Annotated in this window: 13 protein-coding genes; 9 read left to right on the forward strand and 4 right to left on the reverse strand. The window is 72.1% G+C overall.

The annotated features are described in order from the left end of the window. Positions 1-57: 57 nt before the first annotated feature. From ACH4NX_RS30475 to ACH4NX_RS30495, 5 genes are all read left to right on the forward strand, one after another. On the forward strand, positions 58-867 hold the full coding sequence (locus ACH4NX_RS30475) for a hypothetical protein (RefSeq protein WP_398129489.1): 810 nt from the start codon (positions 58-60) through the stop codon (positions 865-867). Positions 868-1,298: 431 nt separating this feature from the next. Continuing rightward, on the forward strand, positions 1,299-2,024 hold the full coding sequence (locus ACH4NX_RS30480) for a hypothetical protein (RefSeq protein WP_398129490.1): 726 nt from the start codon (positions 1,299-1,301) through the stop codon (positions 2,022-2,024). A gap of 274 nt (positions 2,025-2,298) precedes the next feature. Next, entirely contained in the window at positions 2,299-3,465 is a 1,167-nt protein-coding gene (gene rsgA / locus ACH4NX_RS30485) for a ribosome small subunit-dependent GTPase A (RefSeq protein WP_398129491.1), read from the forward strand. 179 nt (positions 3,466-3,644) lie between these two features. Beyond that, positions 3,645-5,102 (forward strand): AlkA N-terminal domain-containing protein, encoded by a 1,458-nt coding sequence (locus tag ACH4NX_RS30490; protein WP_351391963.1) that lies wholly within the window; start codon positions 3,645-3,647, stop codon positions 5,100-5,102. Beyond that, on the forward strand, positions 5,099-5,608 hold the full coding sequence (locus tag ACH4NX_RS30495) for a methylated-DNA--[protein]-cysteine S-methyltransferase (RefSeq protein ID WP_398129492.1): 510 nt from the start codon (positions 5,099-5,101) through the stop codon (positions 5,606-5,608). Before ACH4NX_RS30490 ends, ACH4NX_RS30495 begins: the two co-directional genes overlap by 4 nt. On the opposite strand, the gene ACH4NX_RS30500 is transcribed toward ACH4NX_RS30495, so the two are convergent. Further along, positions 5,597-6,079 carry a DUF456 domain-containing protein gene (locus ACH4NX_RS30500; RefSeq protein WP_351391880.1) on the reverse strand — a complete coding sequence of 161 codons (483 nt, stop codon included), beginning with the start codon at positions 6,077-6,079 and terminating at the stop codon, positions 5,597-5,599. The two genes, ACH4NX_RS30495 and ACH4NX_RS30500, sit on opposite strands and share 12 nt — an antisense overlap. A 212-nt stretch (positions 6,080-6,291) precedes the next feature. Then, positions 6,292-7,275, reverse strand: a complete 984-nt coding sequence (locus ACH4NX_RS30505; RefSeq protein WP_351391966.1) for a helix-turn-helix domain-containing protein — start codon at positions 7,273-7,275, stop codon at positions 6,292-6,294. 300 nt (positions 7,276-7,575) lie between these two features. Here ACH4NX_RS30505 and ACH4NX_RS30510 point away from each other — a divergent pair, with 300 nt between their 5' ends. The 3 genes from ACH4NX_RS30510 to ACH4NX_RS30520 all read left to right on the forward strand — a co-directional run bounded on the left by ACH4NX_RS30510 (position 7,576) and on the right by ACH4NX_RS30520 (position 11,611). Further along, positions 7,576-9,243, forward strand: coding sequence for a protein phosphatase 2C domain-containing protein (locus ACH4NX_RS30510; RefSeq protein WP_398129493.1), 1,668 nt, complete (start codon positions 7,576-7,578; stop codon positions 9,241-9,243). Between the two features lie 28 nt (positions 9,244-9,271). Continuing rightward, the gene (locus ACH4NX_RS30515) at positions 9,272-11,014 is read left to right on the forward strand and encodes a pyruvate dehydrogenase (RefSeq protein ID WP_398129494.1); all 1,743 of its coding nucleotides are present in this window, start codon (positions 9,272-9,274) and stop codon (positions 11,012-11,014) included. A 210-nt stretch (positions 11,015-11,224) separates the two neighbouring features. Beyond that, positions 11,225-11,611 (forward strand): ATP-binding protein, encoded by a 387-nt coding sequence (locus tag ACH4NX_RS30520; protein WP_351391889.1) that lies wholly within the window; start codon positions 11,225-11,227, stop codon positions 11,609-11,611. Between the two features lie 107 nt (positions 11,612-11,718). On the opposite strand, the gene ACH4NX_RS30525 is transcribed toward ACH4NX_RS30520, so the two are convergent. Both ACH4NX_RS30525 and ACH4NX_RS30530 read right to left on the reverse strand, forming a co-directional pair. Then, on the reverse strand, positions 11,719-12,774 hold the full coding sequence (locus tag ACH4NX_RS30525; protein WP_398129495.1) for a DUF2637 domain-containing protein: 1,056 nt from the start codon (positions 12,772-12,774) through the stop codon (positions 11,719-11,721). Between the two features lie 205 nt (positions 12,775-12,979). Then, on the reverse strand, positions 12,980-13,825 hold the full coding sequence (locus ACH4NX_RS30530) for a (2Fe-2S)-binding protein (RefSeq protein ID WP_351391895.1): 846 nt from the start codon (positions 13,823-13,825) through the stop codon (positions 12,980-12,982). A gap of 167 nt (positions 13,826-13,992) precedes the next feature. On the opposite strand from ACH4NX_RS30530, the gene ACH4NX_RS30535 reads away from it, so the two are divergent. Further along, entirely contained in the window at positions 13,993-14,826 is an 834-nt protein-coding gene (locus ACH4NX_RS30535; protein ID WP_398129496.1) for a GntR family transcriptional regulator, read from the forward strand. The last annotated feature ends 33 nt before the right edge of the window (positions 14,827-14,859 follow it).

Genomic DNA, 14,859 nt, shown 5'->3' on the forward strand with positions numbered 1-14,859 from the left:
TCGCCTGCACAGGTGCAGTTAGAGAATGGCTCCCGAAGAAACCACCGCGCCCGCAGTATGGAGGTAATAACAGAAATGGTGAGAAAAAGAGTCGAGATTGAGTATGAAGAGGGCACTCAGCTTGGGCGATCAAGAGACGGCGATGGTGCATCGAGTCCAAACCTGTTTGTTCCTGGATCGAAAGGTGTTAAGGGGCAGGTAAAGATTTATGATATCGACGAGGGTGAAGGGGATTCACTGACGGACCCGCCGCCGGTCGTCTACGTCACCGACGAGTACGGGGCGGATTCCCGAGCGCGGGAGCGCTTGGAACCCGAGGAAATAATCGAGGCCCTGGTTATTCTCATCAAGGCTGCGGAGAGGGCTGCGCCACACCTCAAGAGATGGTGGAATGATCAGGCCCGCCCATTCATGCAGTCGACGCGCAACAGACTGGCCCGGACTCGCAAGACTGACAGTCAAGCCATCGCCCCTGAGTCGCCCACCTTGGTCGAATCTGTATCTTCAGAGGCTTCGCAAGAATTGGTTGCTTCGCCTGAAGGGTGTAGAGCCAGTATGAGCAGTGTGGAAGCGCGGGAGCGCTTTGTTGCGGCTCTCGTGGCCAGGGTATTCAGTGAAGAGCAGTTGAGAACTCTGCGCCATGCTCGGATCGAGGATGAAGATGGCCCTTTGGGGTTGAATGGCGTAATGGAGACGCTTACGCCTAAGCGAATTGAGGACAGCGTCACACTGATGCTTGAGGCGAATCCCTCGTTGCTCAACGAAGAGACGTTGGCTGAAATCGGGAAGATCCTCGGAGGGGGACGAGGTGGGCGGGCACCTTCGATTGAGAAGCGAAACGACAGAATAAGCACTACATCTGACTGACGGTGAAATGCGGCCCTACCGCCGAAGTGCCGAGACCCCGCCACGCTTTTGCGGTACGGCCGTTGACCCGTAGTAACGATCCGTTGGAAGTGTGGGGTTATCGCAGGAGTTCTGGGGGGAGGCCGAAAACCCTGGTGAACCCGCTACTTGTCGCCGACGATGCTCTTCCCGGTGGCCAACCGGTGGCTGGACGCCTTTATCACTCGGCAGCACGACCAGGCGCGGTGCAGCACGAACGCTCATGGTCTCGTAATACGTAGATGGGCAGGTGGGTCGCCGCGAATGTGGCGGTGCTGATGGGCCTGATCAGGTCATCCTCAGACCGGATGGCGCGCGGCCGGCGTCTCTCTACATGCGAATTCCGGTTCGGCCAAGCGCTGAGTGCTCCAGATCATCGGAGGCCCGGAACATCGCGTCGTCAGAGGAAGACCATGGCTCACCACTTGCACCACAACCCCAGTCGGGATCAGACGCCTGATGACGATGGGGCGGATCTCACGGGCATATCCGGAGGTCGTTCCGTGGGCCGCTTCCACGTGGCGCGACAGCGGGGTGGAAGGCCCATCGCGATGTCGGCATGGCGCGTCACGACGGAGGACCCGGCGGTGGCCGATGCTCTGGGCGGGCTCTATGGAGGTGTGCCGCAGCTGTTGGACACCGGGGACGAGCGTGTGGTGGAGGTCCTGACCCGCTGTGATCGGGTACCAGTCCTACTTGGGGGCAGCGGGGCTGTCTCGTTTCGCATGGTGATGCGCGGAGGCGGTAGGGCTTTCCACGTCTGCGACGGAGCTCGGTTGCTGGAGCCGGCAAGTGCACGCGGATCGCTGTGCGGTTGTCCGGTGAGGCTGGCCGACCGTAAGGCGGCGGCCCAGGCGGGTCGTGGGCCGATGCCGGAGGTTCGTATCGGCTTCCGGCTGGCGGCTCGTCCCGAGCTAGGGGTCTTCTCCCTCGTATCTACTTCGTGGGAACTCGCCGCCGAGCTGCCCGCGTTGACTGCCGCCCTGGACGTGGCGGCTGGTCCCGCCTCGGGTGTGCTGCGGTACGAACTGGTGGAGATCACCACGCGCTCCGGGGTCGCCGTGAGCTACCGGCGGCCGGTCATCGAGGTCGGTAACACCCGGACCCTCGTCCAGGACGCTGTACGGCTCGCGGCATGACGTCGGCCCGGCGGCAGCCGATGTCGTGCGAGACCGGCGTTTAATCGGTGGTGCCGCGCCCTGGGGCGGAGCTAGGGTGCTGCTCGGCCGTTCCCGAGGGGACGGTGTCGGATCGTTGAGAAGAAGCAGGAGGTGAGGACGTTGATGACTGTCACGGTGACGGGCACGGCCCGCATTCAGGAGTTCATCGTTCCCACCCCTGTGGTCTCCGGCTGACACCACTCGACTTCCGCGCAGAGCGCGCCGCCGGGGCCACCCTTCGAAGGGTCCCCCCTTGTCCAACGCTTCACCCAACACGTCTTCCGTTTCCGACGCTCAGCAGGTCCTCGCCACCTATGGCTGGGACGAAGGCTGGGAGGCCGAGTTCGCCCCCTACGCTGCCCAAGGGCTCGTCCCCGGCCGGGTCGTGCGGGTCGACCGCGGTCAGTGCGACGTCGCCACCCCCGCCGGCGTTGTCCGGGCCGACACCGAGTTCGTCGTTCCCCGTGATCCGATGAAGGTCGTCTGCACGGGGGACTGGGTCGCCGTCGATCCCGAGGGCGGTAGTCCGCGGTACGCGCGTACGATCCTCCCTCGCCGTACGGCCTTCGTACGGTCGACGTCGTCCAAGCGTTCCGAAGGCCAGGTGCTGGCCACTAACATCGATCACATCATCATCTGTGTGTCGCTCGCGGTCGAACTCGACCTCGGGCGGATCGAGCGGTTCCTCGCGCTTGCGATGTCCAGTTCGAGCGGTGAGGCACTGCTGCACAAGTCGGCACTCTCCTGGGAGTCCGGGGCACAGCCCCTGGTCGTGCTCACCAAGGCCGACCTCGTTCCCGATCCGGTGACCCTGGCGCACCTCGTCCAGGACGTGGAGACCGCCGCGCCCGGCGTACCGGTGCTGTCCGTCAGCGCCGAGCAGGGGGAGGGGCTCGACGTCCTCGCCGCCGTCGTCGCCGTCGGTACGGCGGTGCTGCTCGGGCAGTCCGGCGCGGGCAAGTCCACCCTCGCCAACGCACTGCTCGGCGCGGACACCATGGACGTACAGGCCGTACGGGACGTCGACGGCAAGGGCCGGCACACCACCACCACCCGCAACCTCCTCGTGATGCCCGGCGGGGGCGTGCTGATCGACACCCCCGGACTGCGGGGCGTCGGGCTCTGGGACGCGAGCACCGGGGTCGGGCAGGTGTTCGCCGAGATCGAGGAGCTGGCCCGAGGCTGCCGGTTCCACGACTGCGCCCACGAGAGCGAGCCGGGCTGCGCCGTCGTCGTCGCCATCGACACCGGTGAGCTGTCCGTACGGCGGCTGGAGAGCTACCGCAAGCTCATGCGGGAGAACCAGCGCATCATCGCCAAGACCGACGCCCGGATGCGGGCCGAGCTGCGGAAGGAGGGGAAGCGCCGGGGCGCCATCGGCAAGGCGGCGATGGAGGCCAAGCGGGGCCGCGCGCGGTAGCGGCAGCTCCCTCGCGCCCTCCCTCCCGGCCGGTCTCCGACGCGTGTCCGGCATGGCCTCCGGCACGGCTTCCGGCGCGGCCTCGTCACGGCTTCGGACGCGGCCTCGTCACGGCTTCCGGCGTGATGTCCGATTTCCGCCAGCCCGGTGTCCCGGCCTGGCGGAGACTGGACAGCGTGATGGAGCACGTGAGGGAGAAAGCGCGGCACGAGGCAGCTGAGCAGCCGTACGAGCCGCACGAGCCGCACGAGGACAGCAGGTACGAGGCCGTGCGCAGCCGGGACGCCCGGTTCGACGGCGCGTTCTTCTTCGCCGTCGAGACGACCGGCATCTACTGCCGGCCCAGCTGCCCGGCGGTCACGCCGAAGCGGCGCAACGTGCGGTTCTTCGCGACGGCCGCCGCCGCGCAGGGCTCGGGTTTCCGGGCCTGCCGGCGGTGCCGTCCGGACGCCGTGCCGGGCTCGGCGGACTGGAACGTCCGTGCCGACGTCGTCGGCAGGGCGATGCGGCTGATCGGCGACGGCGTCGTCGACCGCGAGGGCGTCGCCGGACTCGCCGGCCGGCTCGGCTACAGCGCCCGCCAGGTGCAGCGGCAGCTCACCGCCGAACTCGGCGCCGGACCCGTGGCCCTGGCCCGCGCCCAGCGGGCGCACACCGCGCGTGTCCTGCTGCAGACCACCGGCCTGCCGGTCACCGAGATCGCGTTCGCGTCGGGGTTCGCCAGCGTGCGGCAGTTCAACGACACGATCCGGGCCGTCTACGCGGCCACCCCGAGCGCGCTGCGCGCCGCCGCTCCCGCCCGCGACCGGGCGGCCTCCCGGCGGGCCGCCACCCCGGCCGCCGGAATCCCGCTGCGGCTCGCCCACCGAGGCCCCTACCAGCCCGGGCCCGTCTTCGACCTGCTCCAGCGCGAGGCCGTGGCGGGCGTCGAGGAGGTCAGCGGACCGCCGGGCCACCGCGTCTACCGGCGCACCCTGCGCCTGCCGTACGGCACCGGAATCGTCGCCGTCGACGAGCGGCCGGGCGACCCGCGCACCGGCGGCGGCTGGCTCGATGCCCGCCTCCACCTCACCGACCTCCGCGACCTGACCACCTCCGTCCATCGGCTGCGGCGGCTGTTCGACCTGGACGCCGACCCGTACGCCGTCGACGAGCGGCTCGGCGCCGACCCCCGGCTCGCCCCGCTGGTCGCCGCCCGCCCGGGGCTCCGCTCACCGGGCACCGCCGACCCCGACGAACTCGCCGTCCGGGCCCTGGCCGGGCGGGCGGAGGCCGAGCGGCTGGTCCAGCGGTACGGCAAGAGGCTGGACACGCCGTGCGGCACCCTCACCCACCTCTTCCCCGAACCGGCCGTCCTCGCCGGAGCCGAACCGGACGGCACCCTGGGCGCGCTCACCGCCGCCCTCGCCGACGGCGCGGTACGCCTGGACCCGGGCGCCGACCGGGAGGACGCCGAGCGCGCGCTGCTCGCCGTGCCCGGCCTGGACGCCCGTACGGCCGCCGTCGTCCGCACCCGCGCCCTCGGCGACCCGGACGTCGCCCCGCCCGGACCGACCGTGCCCGACACCTGGCGCCCCTGGCGCTCGTACGCCCTGAACCACCTGCGCGCAGCGGGAGAACGGGAGCAGCACCGATGACGACCACCTCCACGACCACGACGTACTGGACCGAGACCGACAGCCCCGTCGGCCGGCTGCTCCTCACCGCGGGCCCGGACGGCGCGCTCACCTCGCTCTCCGTTCCCGGGCAGAAGGGCGGCCGGAGCGTGCAGGACGGCTGGCGGCACGACGCCGGCCCCTTCCGGGCGGCCGGGGAACAGCTCGCCGCCTACTTCGCCGGGGAGCTGACGGAGTTCCGGCTGCCGCTGCGCGCCGAGGGCACCGCCTTCCGGGAACGCGTGTGGGACGCCCTGGACGCCGTGCCCTACGGGGCGACCACCACGTACGGCGAGATCGCCGCGCGCATCGGGGCCTCCCGCCCCGCGGTACGCGCCGTCGGCGGCGCGATCGGGGCCAACCCGCTGCTGATCCTGCGCCCCTGCCACCGGGTGATCGGCGCGGACGGCTCCCTGACCGGATACGCCGGCGGCCTGGAACGCAAGACGCGGCTGCTCACCCTGGAGGGCGCCGCGCTAGCCCGCTAGCACCGCTCCCAGCCACGCCCCGGTGATCAGCAGGCAGGCGAACAACTCCGTCAGCAGGCTGGAGCCGCCCGAGCGCATCACCGTGCGCAGCGCCGCCATCGCCTCGCCGTGCCGCCCGAGCCGCAGCCGCTCGGCGAGGTAGACGCCGCCGAGGAAGCCGGGGATCGCGCCGATGACGGGGAGCAGGACGAAGCCGAGGAAGGCGCCCGCGCCCGCGTACGCCGTGACGCGGCTGGTGGCGTCGTCCCCGCGCAGGCGCCGGGGTGGCAGCGACCAGCGCACCGCCCGGGACAGCAGCAGGAGGATCGTGGCGCCGACGAGCACGGCCCACGCGAGTGGCCGGGGATCCTTCAGGGCCCACCACAGCACCCCGGCCCACACCAGCCAGGATCCGGGCACGCCGGGCAGCAGGACGCCGCACAGCCCGAGCAGAATGACCAGGCCGGCCAGCAGGAGGTCCCACGCTCCCATCTGTCCAGGGTGCCGGAGTCGGGCGCGGTCCGCAGATGTCCGGGCGGAGCGGGAGGACACGCGGGGAGGAGTCGGGACGGGGAGGGGGATGGGGACGGGGAGGGGAATGGGGGAGGGGAGACGGGGAGGGGAATTGGGGGAGGGGAGACGGGGGCGGGACGGAGAGGGAGACGGGTCAGGGGAGAGCAGGGGCGCGACGGTCGGGGGCCGGGTCAGGGTGTGCGGGCCACCCAGTCCCGTTCGTACGCGTGCCAGCCCAGCTGGAGCCGGGTCGTGACCCCGGTCAGCTCCATCAGGCGCTTCACCCGGCGCTGCACGGTCCGCAGACCCAGGTCGAGCTGCTTGGCGACGCTCGCGTCGGTGAGGCCGGCCAGCAGCAGGGAGAGGATCTCCAGGTCGGTGCTGTCCGGTCCGTCCGGGTCGTGTTCGCTCACGCCGGACGCGCCGAGCCGTAGCGGCAGCGCGCCCCGCCACACCGACTCGAACAGGCCCGACAGCAGCTCCAGCAGGCCGCTGGCGTGGACGACCAGCGCGGCCGGTTCGGAGGAGCGCGCGGTGAGCGGCACCAGGGCGAGTGACCGGTCGGCGACCACCAGCTTGGTGGGCACCTGGTCCACCACCCGCACCTGCTCGTCGCGGCCCAGCGCGGCGGTCAGCTCCGTGATGCCGTTCGGCTGGTCCAGTACCGACCGCTCGACCACCACCCGGTAGCGGACCCCGCGTCCGGTGGCCTGTTCCTCCGCGTCGTTCTCCATGCCGGTGACGGCGACCGGGTTGTCGGTGACCAGCGCGCACACCTCCTCGCTCGCCCCCAGCTGGAGCTGGAGGAAGCGCTGGGCGACCGCCGCGGCGCCGGTCACCACCTCCACCAGGTCGTGCACGGCGGGCTCGGCAGCCGCCGCCCGGTACTCCTCGGCCAACAGCGCCGCCGCCAGCTCCGCCTTCTCCAGCTCGTGCCGGTGCTGGGTCAGCAGCGCGCCCAGCGCCACCCCCGGCGGCGCGGCGACCCAGCGGCCGGGCCGGGCCGAGGACTGGGCCGCGAGCCCGTTCTGCTCCAGCCGGCGCAGCGCCCGCTCGGTGTCCTGCTCGCCGAGCGTCAGCCGCCGGGCGAGATCGGGCACGTCGGCCGCGCCCACGGACACCAGCGCCCGATACGCCGACTCGTGCGTGTCCTCCAGCCCCAGCACTCCCAGCACTCCCAGCATCAGACGTCGCCCCTCCCCGAGACCAAGCTCCTCATCCCCCGCGCGTGACCCTCCGTGGCGGAAAACGGCCACGGCGGGAACCCGCCTCCGGACATCATCGCCGTACCGCCGGTCACTCTGCCAATGTGGCGTCGCCGGGCGGTTCTCCCGTGGGGGGTGGGACCGCTCGGCCACCCCACCTCGCAACACCGTTCGACGCGTCCCCCGACACGCCGTCCCGGCGCGCGCCGGTGCGCCGGATTTTCCGGATGCCCCGTTTTCCTACGGCTCCCTCGGTGGACAATCAGGAGCATGAGTCAGCAGGGGGCAAGGCCCACCGGTCATGACGACGACTGGTGGGGGCAGCTGTACGACGACTCCACCGACGACACCGGTCCCACGGCCGCGCCGGATTCCCTGGACGACCGCTTCGCCTCGGCGGCGGGGACGGTGGCCGGCCGGGTGGGCCGGGACACCGAGGCGGAGGAGCCGGAGCCGCCGCAACCACCTCCGGCCGAAGACCGCCCCCCTTGGTGGGCGGCGGCGGATCCCCCCGGCATCCCCGCTCCCCGTACCGCGCGACCGGCGCGGCCGGCACCGTCCACACGTCCACCGGACGCCGAAGAAGGCCTCCCAGGCAGCGATTCGCCGTGTTCCCCGCCTTTCCCGCTGCCGCCGCTTCCGCCTTCACCGCCGAGCGGGCTTCGGCAGGGCCCGCACGACCGCACCACCTCGGGGACCGGCCCCGCCGATCTCACCGAGCCCCCCGCCACGCCCCTCCCGGCCCCCCGGTCGGCCCCCGGAGCACCACCGCCTCCGCCCAGGATCGCCCCCCACCTGCCCCCGCTGCCGCCACCGTTCCTCCCCTCGGAGCCGCCGCGGCCCCTGCCCCCGCACGCCGGGGACGGCACCGGCGAGGCCTCGCCCTTCGCGCGCGACTACGTCGGCTCCGGGCCGCCCACCTACGACGCCGAGCCCACCGCGCTGCCGCCCGCCGACCCGGACGGGCTCGACGGGCTGGTGGCGGACACCGTGCTGGACGGCGCCCAGTACGGAACCTGCACGCTGCGGGCCGTGTCGGTGCGGGGAGACTCCGCGCGCTACCGGGGCGACCCGCGCCGCGACGCGCTGCTCGTCGCCCGGTTCGGCGCGGCGGAGCAGGCACTCGTCCTGGTGGCGATGGCCACCGGGGCCCGCGCGACCGCCGGGGCGCACCGCGCCGCCGCCGAGGTGTGCCAGTGGATCGGCAGTGCCGTGGGCCGCAGCCAGGCCCGGCTGGCCGAGGATCTGCGGGCCGCCCGGCGCGGCGACCTCAAGTCCGGCCTGCACCGACTCACCGACCGCAGCCTCGGCAGGCTGCGCGCCGGCGCCGCCGAGCAGGGCCTCGCCCCTCACGAGTACGCGGCCACCGTGCGCTGCCTGCTGCTGCCGGCCGATCCCGAGTGCCGTACACGGGTGTTCTTCGGCGTCGGCCCGGGCGGACTGCTGCGGCTGCGGAACGGCGCCTGGCAGGACATGGAACCGACTGCCGGCGCCGTCACGGGCGAGCCCGTCGTCGGCTTCGGCTCACCACCGAGCGGAAGGCCGGACGCGAAGCCGAACGGAACGCCGAAGGGAACGCCGAACGGAACGGCGAACGGAAAGCCTGGCGCCCCGTCCAGCGCGGCGCCAGGGGGCGACCGGCTCACCATGGACCTCGGCATCACCACACCCCCCGGCGCGTACGACGAACCGCTCGCCGAGCCGCCCCGCGAGCCGTTCCGCTTCCGCGCCTCCGTAGCCCGCCCGGGTGATGTGCTCCTGATGTGCACGGCCGGTCTCGCCGAACCGCTGCTGAGCGAGCCCGACCTGGGTGAACTCCTCGCCCGGCGATGGGCCGGCCGCACCCCGCCCGGCCTCGCCGATTTCCTCGCCGACAGCCGCGTCCGGGTCAAGGGCTACGCCGACGACCGTACGGCCGCCGCCGTCTGGGAGGCGTGACGGCGCCCGCTGTGCCATAGCTGGAGCCATGGCCAAACAGAACGTCGCGGAACAGTTCGTCGACATCCTCACCCGCGCCGGAGTCAAACGCCTCTACGGAGTCGTCGGCGACAGCCTCAACCCGGTCGTGGACGCCGTGCGCCGCCACTCCGGCATCGACTGGGTGCACGTGAGGCACGAGGAGACCGCCGCCTTCGCCGCCGGGGCGGAGGCCCAGATCACCGGGAAGCTGACCGCGTGCGCCGGCTCCTGCGGCCCCGGCAACCTCCATCTCATCAACGGCCTCTACGACGCCCACCGCTCCATGGCACCCGTCCTCGCCCTCGCCTCGCAGATCCCGTCCAGCGAGATCGGCCTCGGGTTCTTCCAGGAGACCCACCCCGACCGGCTGTTCCGCGAGTGCAGCCACTACAGCGAGCTGATCTCCAGCCCGAAACAGATGCCCAGGCTGCTCCAGACGGCCATCCAGCACGCCGTCGGACTGGGCGGTGTCAGCGTCGTCTCCCTGCCCGGCGACATCGCCGACGATCCGGCGCCGGAGAAGGCCGCCGAGACCGCCCTGGTCACCTCCCGGCCCACCGTCCGCCCGGGCGACGAGGAGATCGACCGGCTGGTGCGGCTGATCGACGACGCCGACACGGTCACCCTGTTCTGCGGCGCCGGCACGGCGGGCGCGCACGCCGAGGTCATGGAGTTCGCCGGGAAGATCAAGTCCCCGGTGGGGCACGCCTTGCGCGGCAAGGAATGGATCCAGTACGACAATCCGTACGACGTGGGAATGAGCGGGCTGCTCGGCTACGGCGCGGCCTACGAGGCCACCAACGAGTGCGACCTGCTGATCCTGCTCGGCACGGACTTCCCGTACAACGCCTTCCTGCCCGACGACGTGAAGATCGCCCAGATCGACGTCCGGCCCGAGCACCTCGGCCGGCGTTCCAAGCTGGACCTCGCGGTGTGGGGCGACGCCAAGGAGACCCTGCGCTGCCTGATCCCGCGGGTACGGGAGAAGAAGAGCCGCCGCTTCCTCGACCGGATGCTGAAGAAGCACGCGGACGCGTTGGAGGGAGTCGTCAAGGCCTACACGCGCAAGGTCGACAAGCACGTCCCGATCCACCCCGAGTACGTGGCGGCCGTGCTGGACGAGGTCGCCGACGACGACGCGGTCTTCACCGTGGACACCGGCATGTGCAACGTCTGGGCGGCCCGCTACATCTCGCCCAACGGGCGGCGGCGCGTCATCGGCTCCTTCTCGCACGGCTCGATGGCGAACGCGCTGCCGATGGCGATCGGCGCCCAGTTCACCGACCGGCACCGGCAGGTCGTCTCCATGTCGGGCGACGGCGGTTTCACCATGCTGATGGGCGACTTCCTCACCCTCGTCCAGCACGACCTGCCGGTGAAGGTCGTCCTCTTCAACAACTCCTCGCTCGGCATGGTCGAGCTGGAGATGCTGGTCGCGGGCCTGCCCTCGCACGGCGTGGCCAACGCCAACCCCGACTTCGCCGCCGTCGCCGAGGCCTGCGGCGCCTTCGGGACGCGGGTGGAGAAGCCCAAGGAGCTGGCCGGGGCGCTGAAGGCGGCGTTCAAGCACAAGGGGCCGGCCCTCGTCGACGTCGTCACCGACCCCAACGCCCTGTCCATCCCGCCGAAGATCAGCGCCGACATGGTCACCGGATTCGCCCTGTCCGCCTCGAAGATCGTCCTGGACGGCGGCGTGGGACGCATGGTCCAGATGGCCCGCTCGAATCTCCGCAACGTACCGAGGCCGTAGCCGGCTCCCGCCCGGCGAGGGTGTCCGCACGGCGGGAACCGGCCAGTTCGGCCGTTCCGGTGGCCGAACGACCGGTCATGGGGCATCGACATGACTGCCCGGTGCCCGGCCGGGCAAGGATTCCCCCGTGAACCGTGAACGCGTTCGAGGGGATTCGAGGAGAAGGGAACGGTCATCGGCACCAGGACGGGGGACAGGAAGAGGCGGGCGGTGCCACAGCTCAGGTGCAGACTCGCCCAGGCGGACCTGCGGGCCGTGCCCGAGGCACGCCGGGCGCTGCGTGACCTGCTGCGGCACTGGGGCAGGCCCGGACGGTCGGAGATCGCGGAGCTGCTCACCAGTGAACTGGTCACCAACGCGCTCGTTCACACGGACGATGACGCGGTCCTGACCGCGACGGTCGGTCCGGAGGGACTGCGGGTCGAGGTACGGGACTTCGTCGGCGGGCTGCCCGGGCCGAGGGCTCCCGAGCCGGAGGAGAGCACGAACGGCAGGGGACTGGTCCTGGTGCACTCCCTCGCGGACGCGTGGGGTGTACGGCCGCACGGGGTGGGCAAGTCGGTCTGGTTCCGACTGGACGCCGCCGAGGCCGTGTGAAGGACGAGGGGGCGTGACAGGCGGTCGCGCCCCCTCGCCCGGGTGGTGGTGTCCCGCGGGCCACCTGCCCGGGTGACGGCCCCCGATGGCCGCCACCGCGGGCCGTCCTAGCCGAACTGCTGCTCCAGGTCCTTGAGTTTGCGCTCCAGGGAGTCCAGGCGCGGCAGGGCCTGGGTGTCGTCCTCCGCGGTCAGGTCGACGGTGACCTGGTCAGCTTCGCGTCGTACGGGCTGCAGAGAGGGACGCCGTCCCGAGGGCAGTGGCTCCGGGGTGGATATGGCAGGCTCCGCGGCGACGCGTTCGGTGCCCCGTTCCACCTGCTGCACCTCGATCCCGACCGGCCGGCCGCCGCCGCGTCCGGGGAAGCCCCGGGGGCCGTGGCCCCGGCTGATCGCCTTCAGCTGCGCCCGCTCCAGGCGTTCGTGCTCGCGCCGCCGCAGCTTCTTCTCCTCCTTCTGCCGCCTCTCGTCGCGCACCTCGTCGACCGCCTCGTCGAGGCTGCGCACGCCCTCCAGGAGCATCAGCGACCAGGCGCGGTAGGTCTCCCGGGGCGCCCGCAGCCAGCGGACCATGCGGATCTGCGGCAGCGGACGCGGCACCAGGCCCTGCTCGCGCAGGGCGGCCCGGCGGGTCTGCTTCAGCGCCCGGTCGAACAGCACCGCCGCCGACAGGGACATGCCCGCGAAGAAGTGCGGGGCACCCGCGTGACCGATGCCGCGGGGCGCGTGCACCCAGTTGAACCAGGCGGCCGCGAACGCGAAGGTCCACACGAGTATGCGGGAGCCGAGCGCCGCGTCCCCGTGGCTGGCCTCGCGCACCGCGAGGACGGAGCAGAACATCGCCGCCCCGTCGAGTCCGAACGGGACCAGGTACTGCCAGCCGTCGCTCAGACCGAGGTTCTGCTCGCCGAAGCCGACCAGACCGTGGAAGGAGAGCGCCGCGGCGACCGCGGCGCAGCAGAAGAGCAGGACGTAGGAGACGCTGCCGTAGAGGGCCTCCTTGCGCCTGCGGCGCTCCTCCATGCGCTCCCACGAGTCGTCCGCGCCCGCGTCCTTCCCCGAGGAGCGCTTGCCGCGCGCGAGCACCGCCACCGCCGCCAGCATCCCCAGGAGCAGCACGGCGCCCGGAAGCAGCCAGTTCAGCGATATGTCGGTCAATCTCATCTAGGGGTCCCTCGCATTGGGATGGGGCGTAACGCCCGCCATGGTGGCCCAAACCCGGTGTCCCTCAAGGGCTTTCGGGGCAAGAGGCAGCCAAGAGGGTGCGAGGGGAACTCCCGGACGGTGTTCTACTCGAACTGCCGTGTGAGGGACGGTAGTTGGGTTCGAATAGAACTGTCCGTGCGAGTGTGCGCTCGTGCGGAAAGCGTCAACCCGCCGTGGCGAGCATCTTGTCGACGCGGTCCGCGTCGCAGGTGCGCGGGCAGGTGGCGCAGGTGTCCTCGGGGCGCAGCGTGTAGAACATGCAGCAGCTCGCCCGGTCCCGGGTGTGCAGCGGCCGGCCGTCCGGCCCCTTCAGCTCCCGGAACGCGGCGTCGCCGACGTACGGCTTGGTCGCGCCCGGCAGCAGCAGCTCCAGCTCGTGCCGGGCCCGCTCCTGCTCACCGAGCAGGTGGGCGACGTACCACAGGCCCTCGACGACCTCGTCGGTCGCCATGCCCCACAGGGCGCGTCCGCGGCGCCGCATACGTGGTCCGAATCCCGCCAGTACGGGCTCCAGGTGTTCGGCGACGGCGGCCCGCACCTCGGTCCGCAGCGCCTCCTCGTCGGCGACCACGCGGGCGCCGGGCAGCGCGGCGGCCGGATCTCCGGGCAGGCAGGCGAAGCCGGCGGGCCGTACGGCCATCCGGCCGAGGGGGAGACCGGCGGCGGAGCGGTCGTAGGCGACGTGGGTGACGGGGTAGCGGGGCACCCTGCGGTGCAGGAACCAGGGCACGGTGATCAGCAGGCAGGCCGGCCACGCGTACCGGTGCAGTCCGAAGCTCGCGACCACGTCCGGCCGGGCCCGCTGCCCGTAGTCCCGCAGGACCTGGGCGTCGTCCCACGCCAGGAACGCCTCGAGCTCGGCCCCGCCCGCCGCGAGCGAGGCGGCGCCGACCCATCCGCCGCCGCGCGGGACCTCGCCGGCCGTGGCCGGCTCGGTGACAGCCAGCCCCGGGAGGACCTCGGACAGACGCGTGTAGGCGTCCGTGAAGGCCGAGCGGGTGACAGGCATGCGGGACCACCGATCCACGTCAGGACAACGGGCAGTTTCAGGTAAGCCTTACCTTACCGAAAATCCTTGGGATTTGAACTGACGGCCCGTGCCCTTATGGTGCTTGACGGACAGGTGACAAGCCGCCGTAATGACCCCAAGTACCGACACGTCCCACAGGAGGACCCGTGAAGCCGAGCGCGCAGGGTCCCACCGGGAGGGGGGCCGGACGGTTCCGTACCGGTGACGCGGCCGGTCCGGCCGCGTCCGTGCGGGTCCCGGCCCAGCCCCGGGGCGCGGACCGGGACCGGGACCGGGCACACAGTGCCGGGGAACCGGCCGGGGCCGCGCGTGGCGAACACACGCACAGCGAGCCTCCCCCGTCCCGGCCGCGCGCCCTGGTCCAGCGCTCCTCCGTGCGCGGGCAGGTCCTCGACGCCCTGCGCACCGCTCTGGTCGCCGGCGAGCTGCGGCCCGGCCAGGTCTACTCGGCGCCCGCGCTCGGCGAGCGGTTCGGTGTCTCGGCCACGCCCGTACGGGAGGCCATGCAGCAGCTCGCCCTGGAGGGAGCCGTCGAGGTCGTCCTCAACCGCGGCTTCCGCGTCGTCGAGCGCGGCGACCGGGAACTGGCCGAGCTGGCCGAGGTCCGGGCCCTGATCGAGGTCCCGGTGATGCTGCGCCTGGCCCGTACGGTGCCCGCCGAGCGCTGGGCGGAGCTGCGCCCCTTCGCCGAGGCCACCGTCCGGGCCGCGTCGTCCGGCTGCCCGGCGACGTACGCCGAGGCCGACCGCGCCTTCCACCGCGCGGTGCTCGGCCTGGCCGGCAACGACCAGCTCGTCCGGATCGCCGGTGACCTGCACCGCCGCGCCCAGTGGCCGCCGGCCGGCGCCCCCTCGGTGCGGGGGCGGGCCGACCTGATCGCCGACGCGCACGAACACACGGCACTGCTGGACGCGCTGATCGCCGGCGATCCGGACGTGGTGCGGAGCCTGGTGGGGGAGCACTTCACCGGGGCGCCCTGAGTACGGGCGCCCCGGGTGGGGCCCTCTGGGTGG

Source organism: Streptomyces sp. NPDC017225 (assembly GCF_044331465.1).
In the GTDB taxonomy this organism is placed as follows: domain Bacteria; phylum Actinomycetota; class Actinomycetes; order Streptomycetales; family Streptomycetaceae; genus Streptomyces.

Excerpts from the sequence above, each read along its gene's own strand:
- ACH4NX_RS30475 (WP_398129489.1), top strand. The coding sequence starts at position 58 with ATGGAGGTAATAACAGAAATGGTGAGAAAAAGAGTCGAGATTGAGTAT.
- ACH4NX_RS30480 (WP_398129490.1), top strand. The coding sequence starts at position 1,299 with ATGGCTCACCACTTGCACCACAACCCCAGTCGGGATCAGACGCCTGAT.
- ACH4NX_RS30490 (WP_351391963.1), top strand. The coding sequence starts at position 3,645 with ATGGAGCACGTGAGGGAGAAAGCGCGGCACGAGGCAGCTGAGCAGCCG.
- ACH4NX_RS30495 (WP_398129492.1), top strand. The coding sequence starts at position 5,099 with ATGACGACCACCTCCACGACCACGACGTACTGGACCGAGACCGACAGC.
- ACH4NX_RS30500 (WP_351391880.1), bottom strand. The coding sequence starts at position 6,079 with ATGGGAGCGTGGGACCTCCTGCTGGCCGGCCTGGTCATTCTGCTCGGG.
- ACH4NX_RS30510 (WP_398129493.1), top strand. The coding sequence starts at position 7,576 with ATGAGTCAGCAGGGGGCAAGGCCCACCGGTCATGACGACGACTGGTGG.
- ACH4NX_RS30515 (WP_398129494.1), top strand. The coding sequence starts at position 9,272 with ATGGCCAAACAGAACGTCGCGGAACAGTTCGTCGACATCCTCACCCGC.
- ACH4NX_RS30525 (WP_398129495.1), bottom strand. The coding sequence starts at position 12,774 with ATGAGATTGACCGACATATCGCTGAACTGGCTGCTTCCGGGCGCCGTG.
- ACH4NX_RS30530 (WP_351391895.1), bottom strand. The coding sequence starts at position 13,825 with ATGCCTGTCACCCGCTCGGCCTTCACGGACGCCTACACGCGTCTGTCC.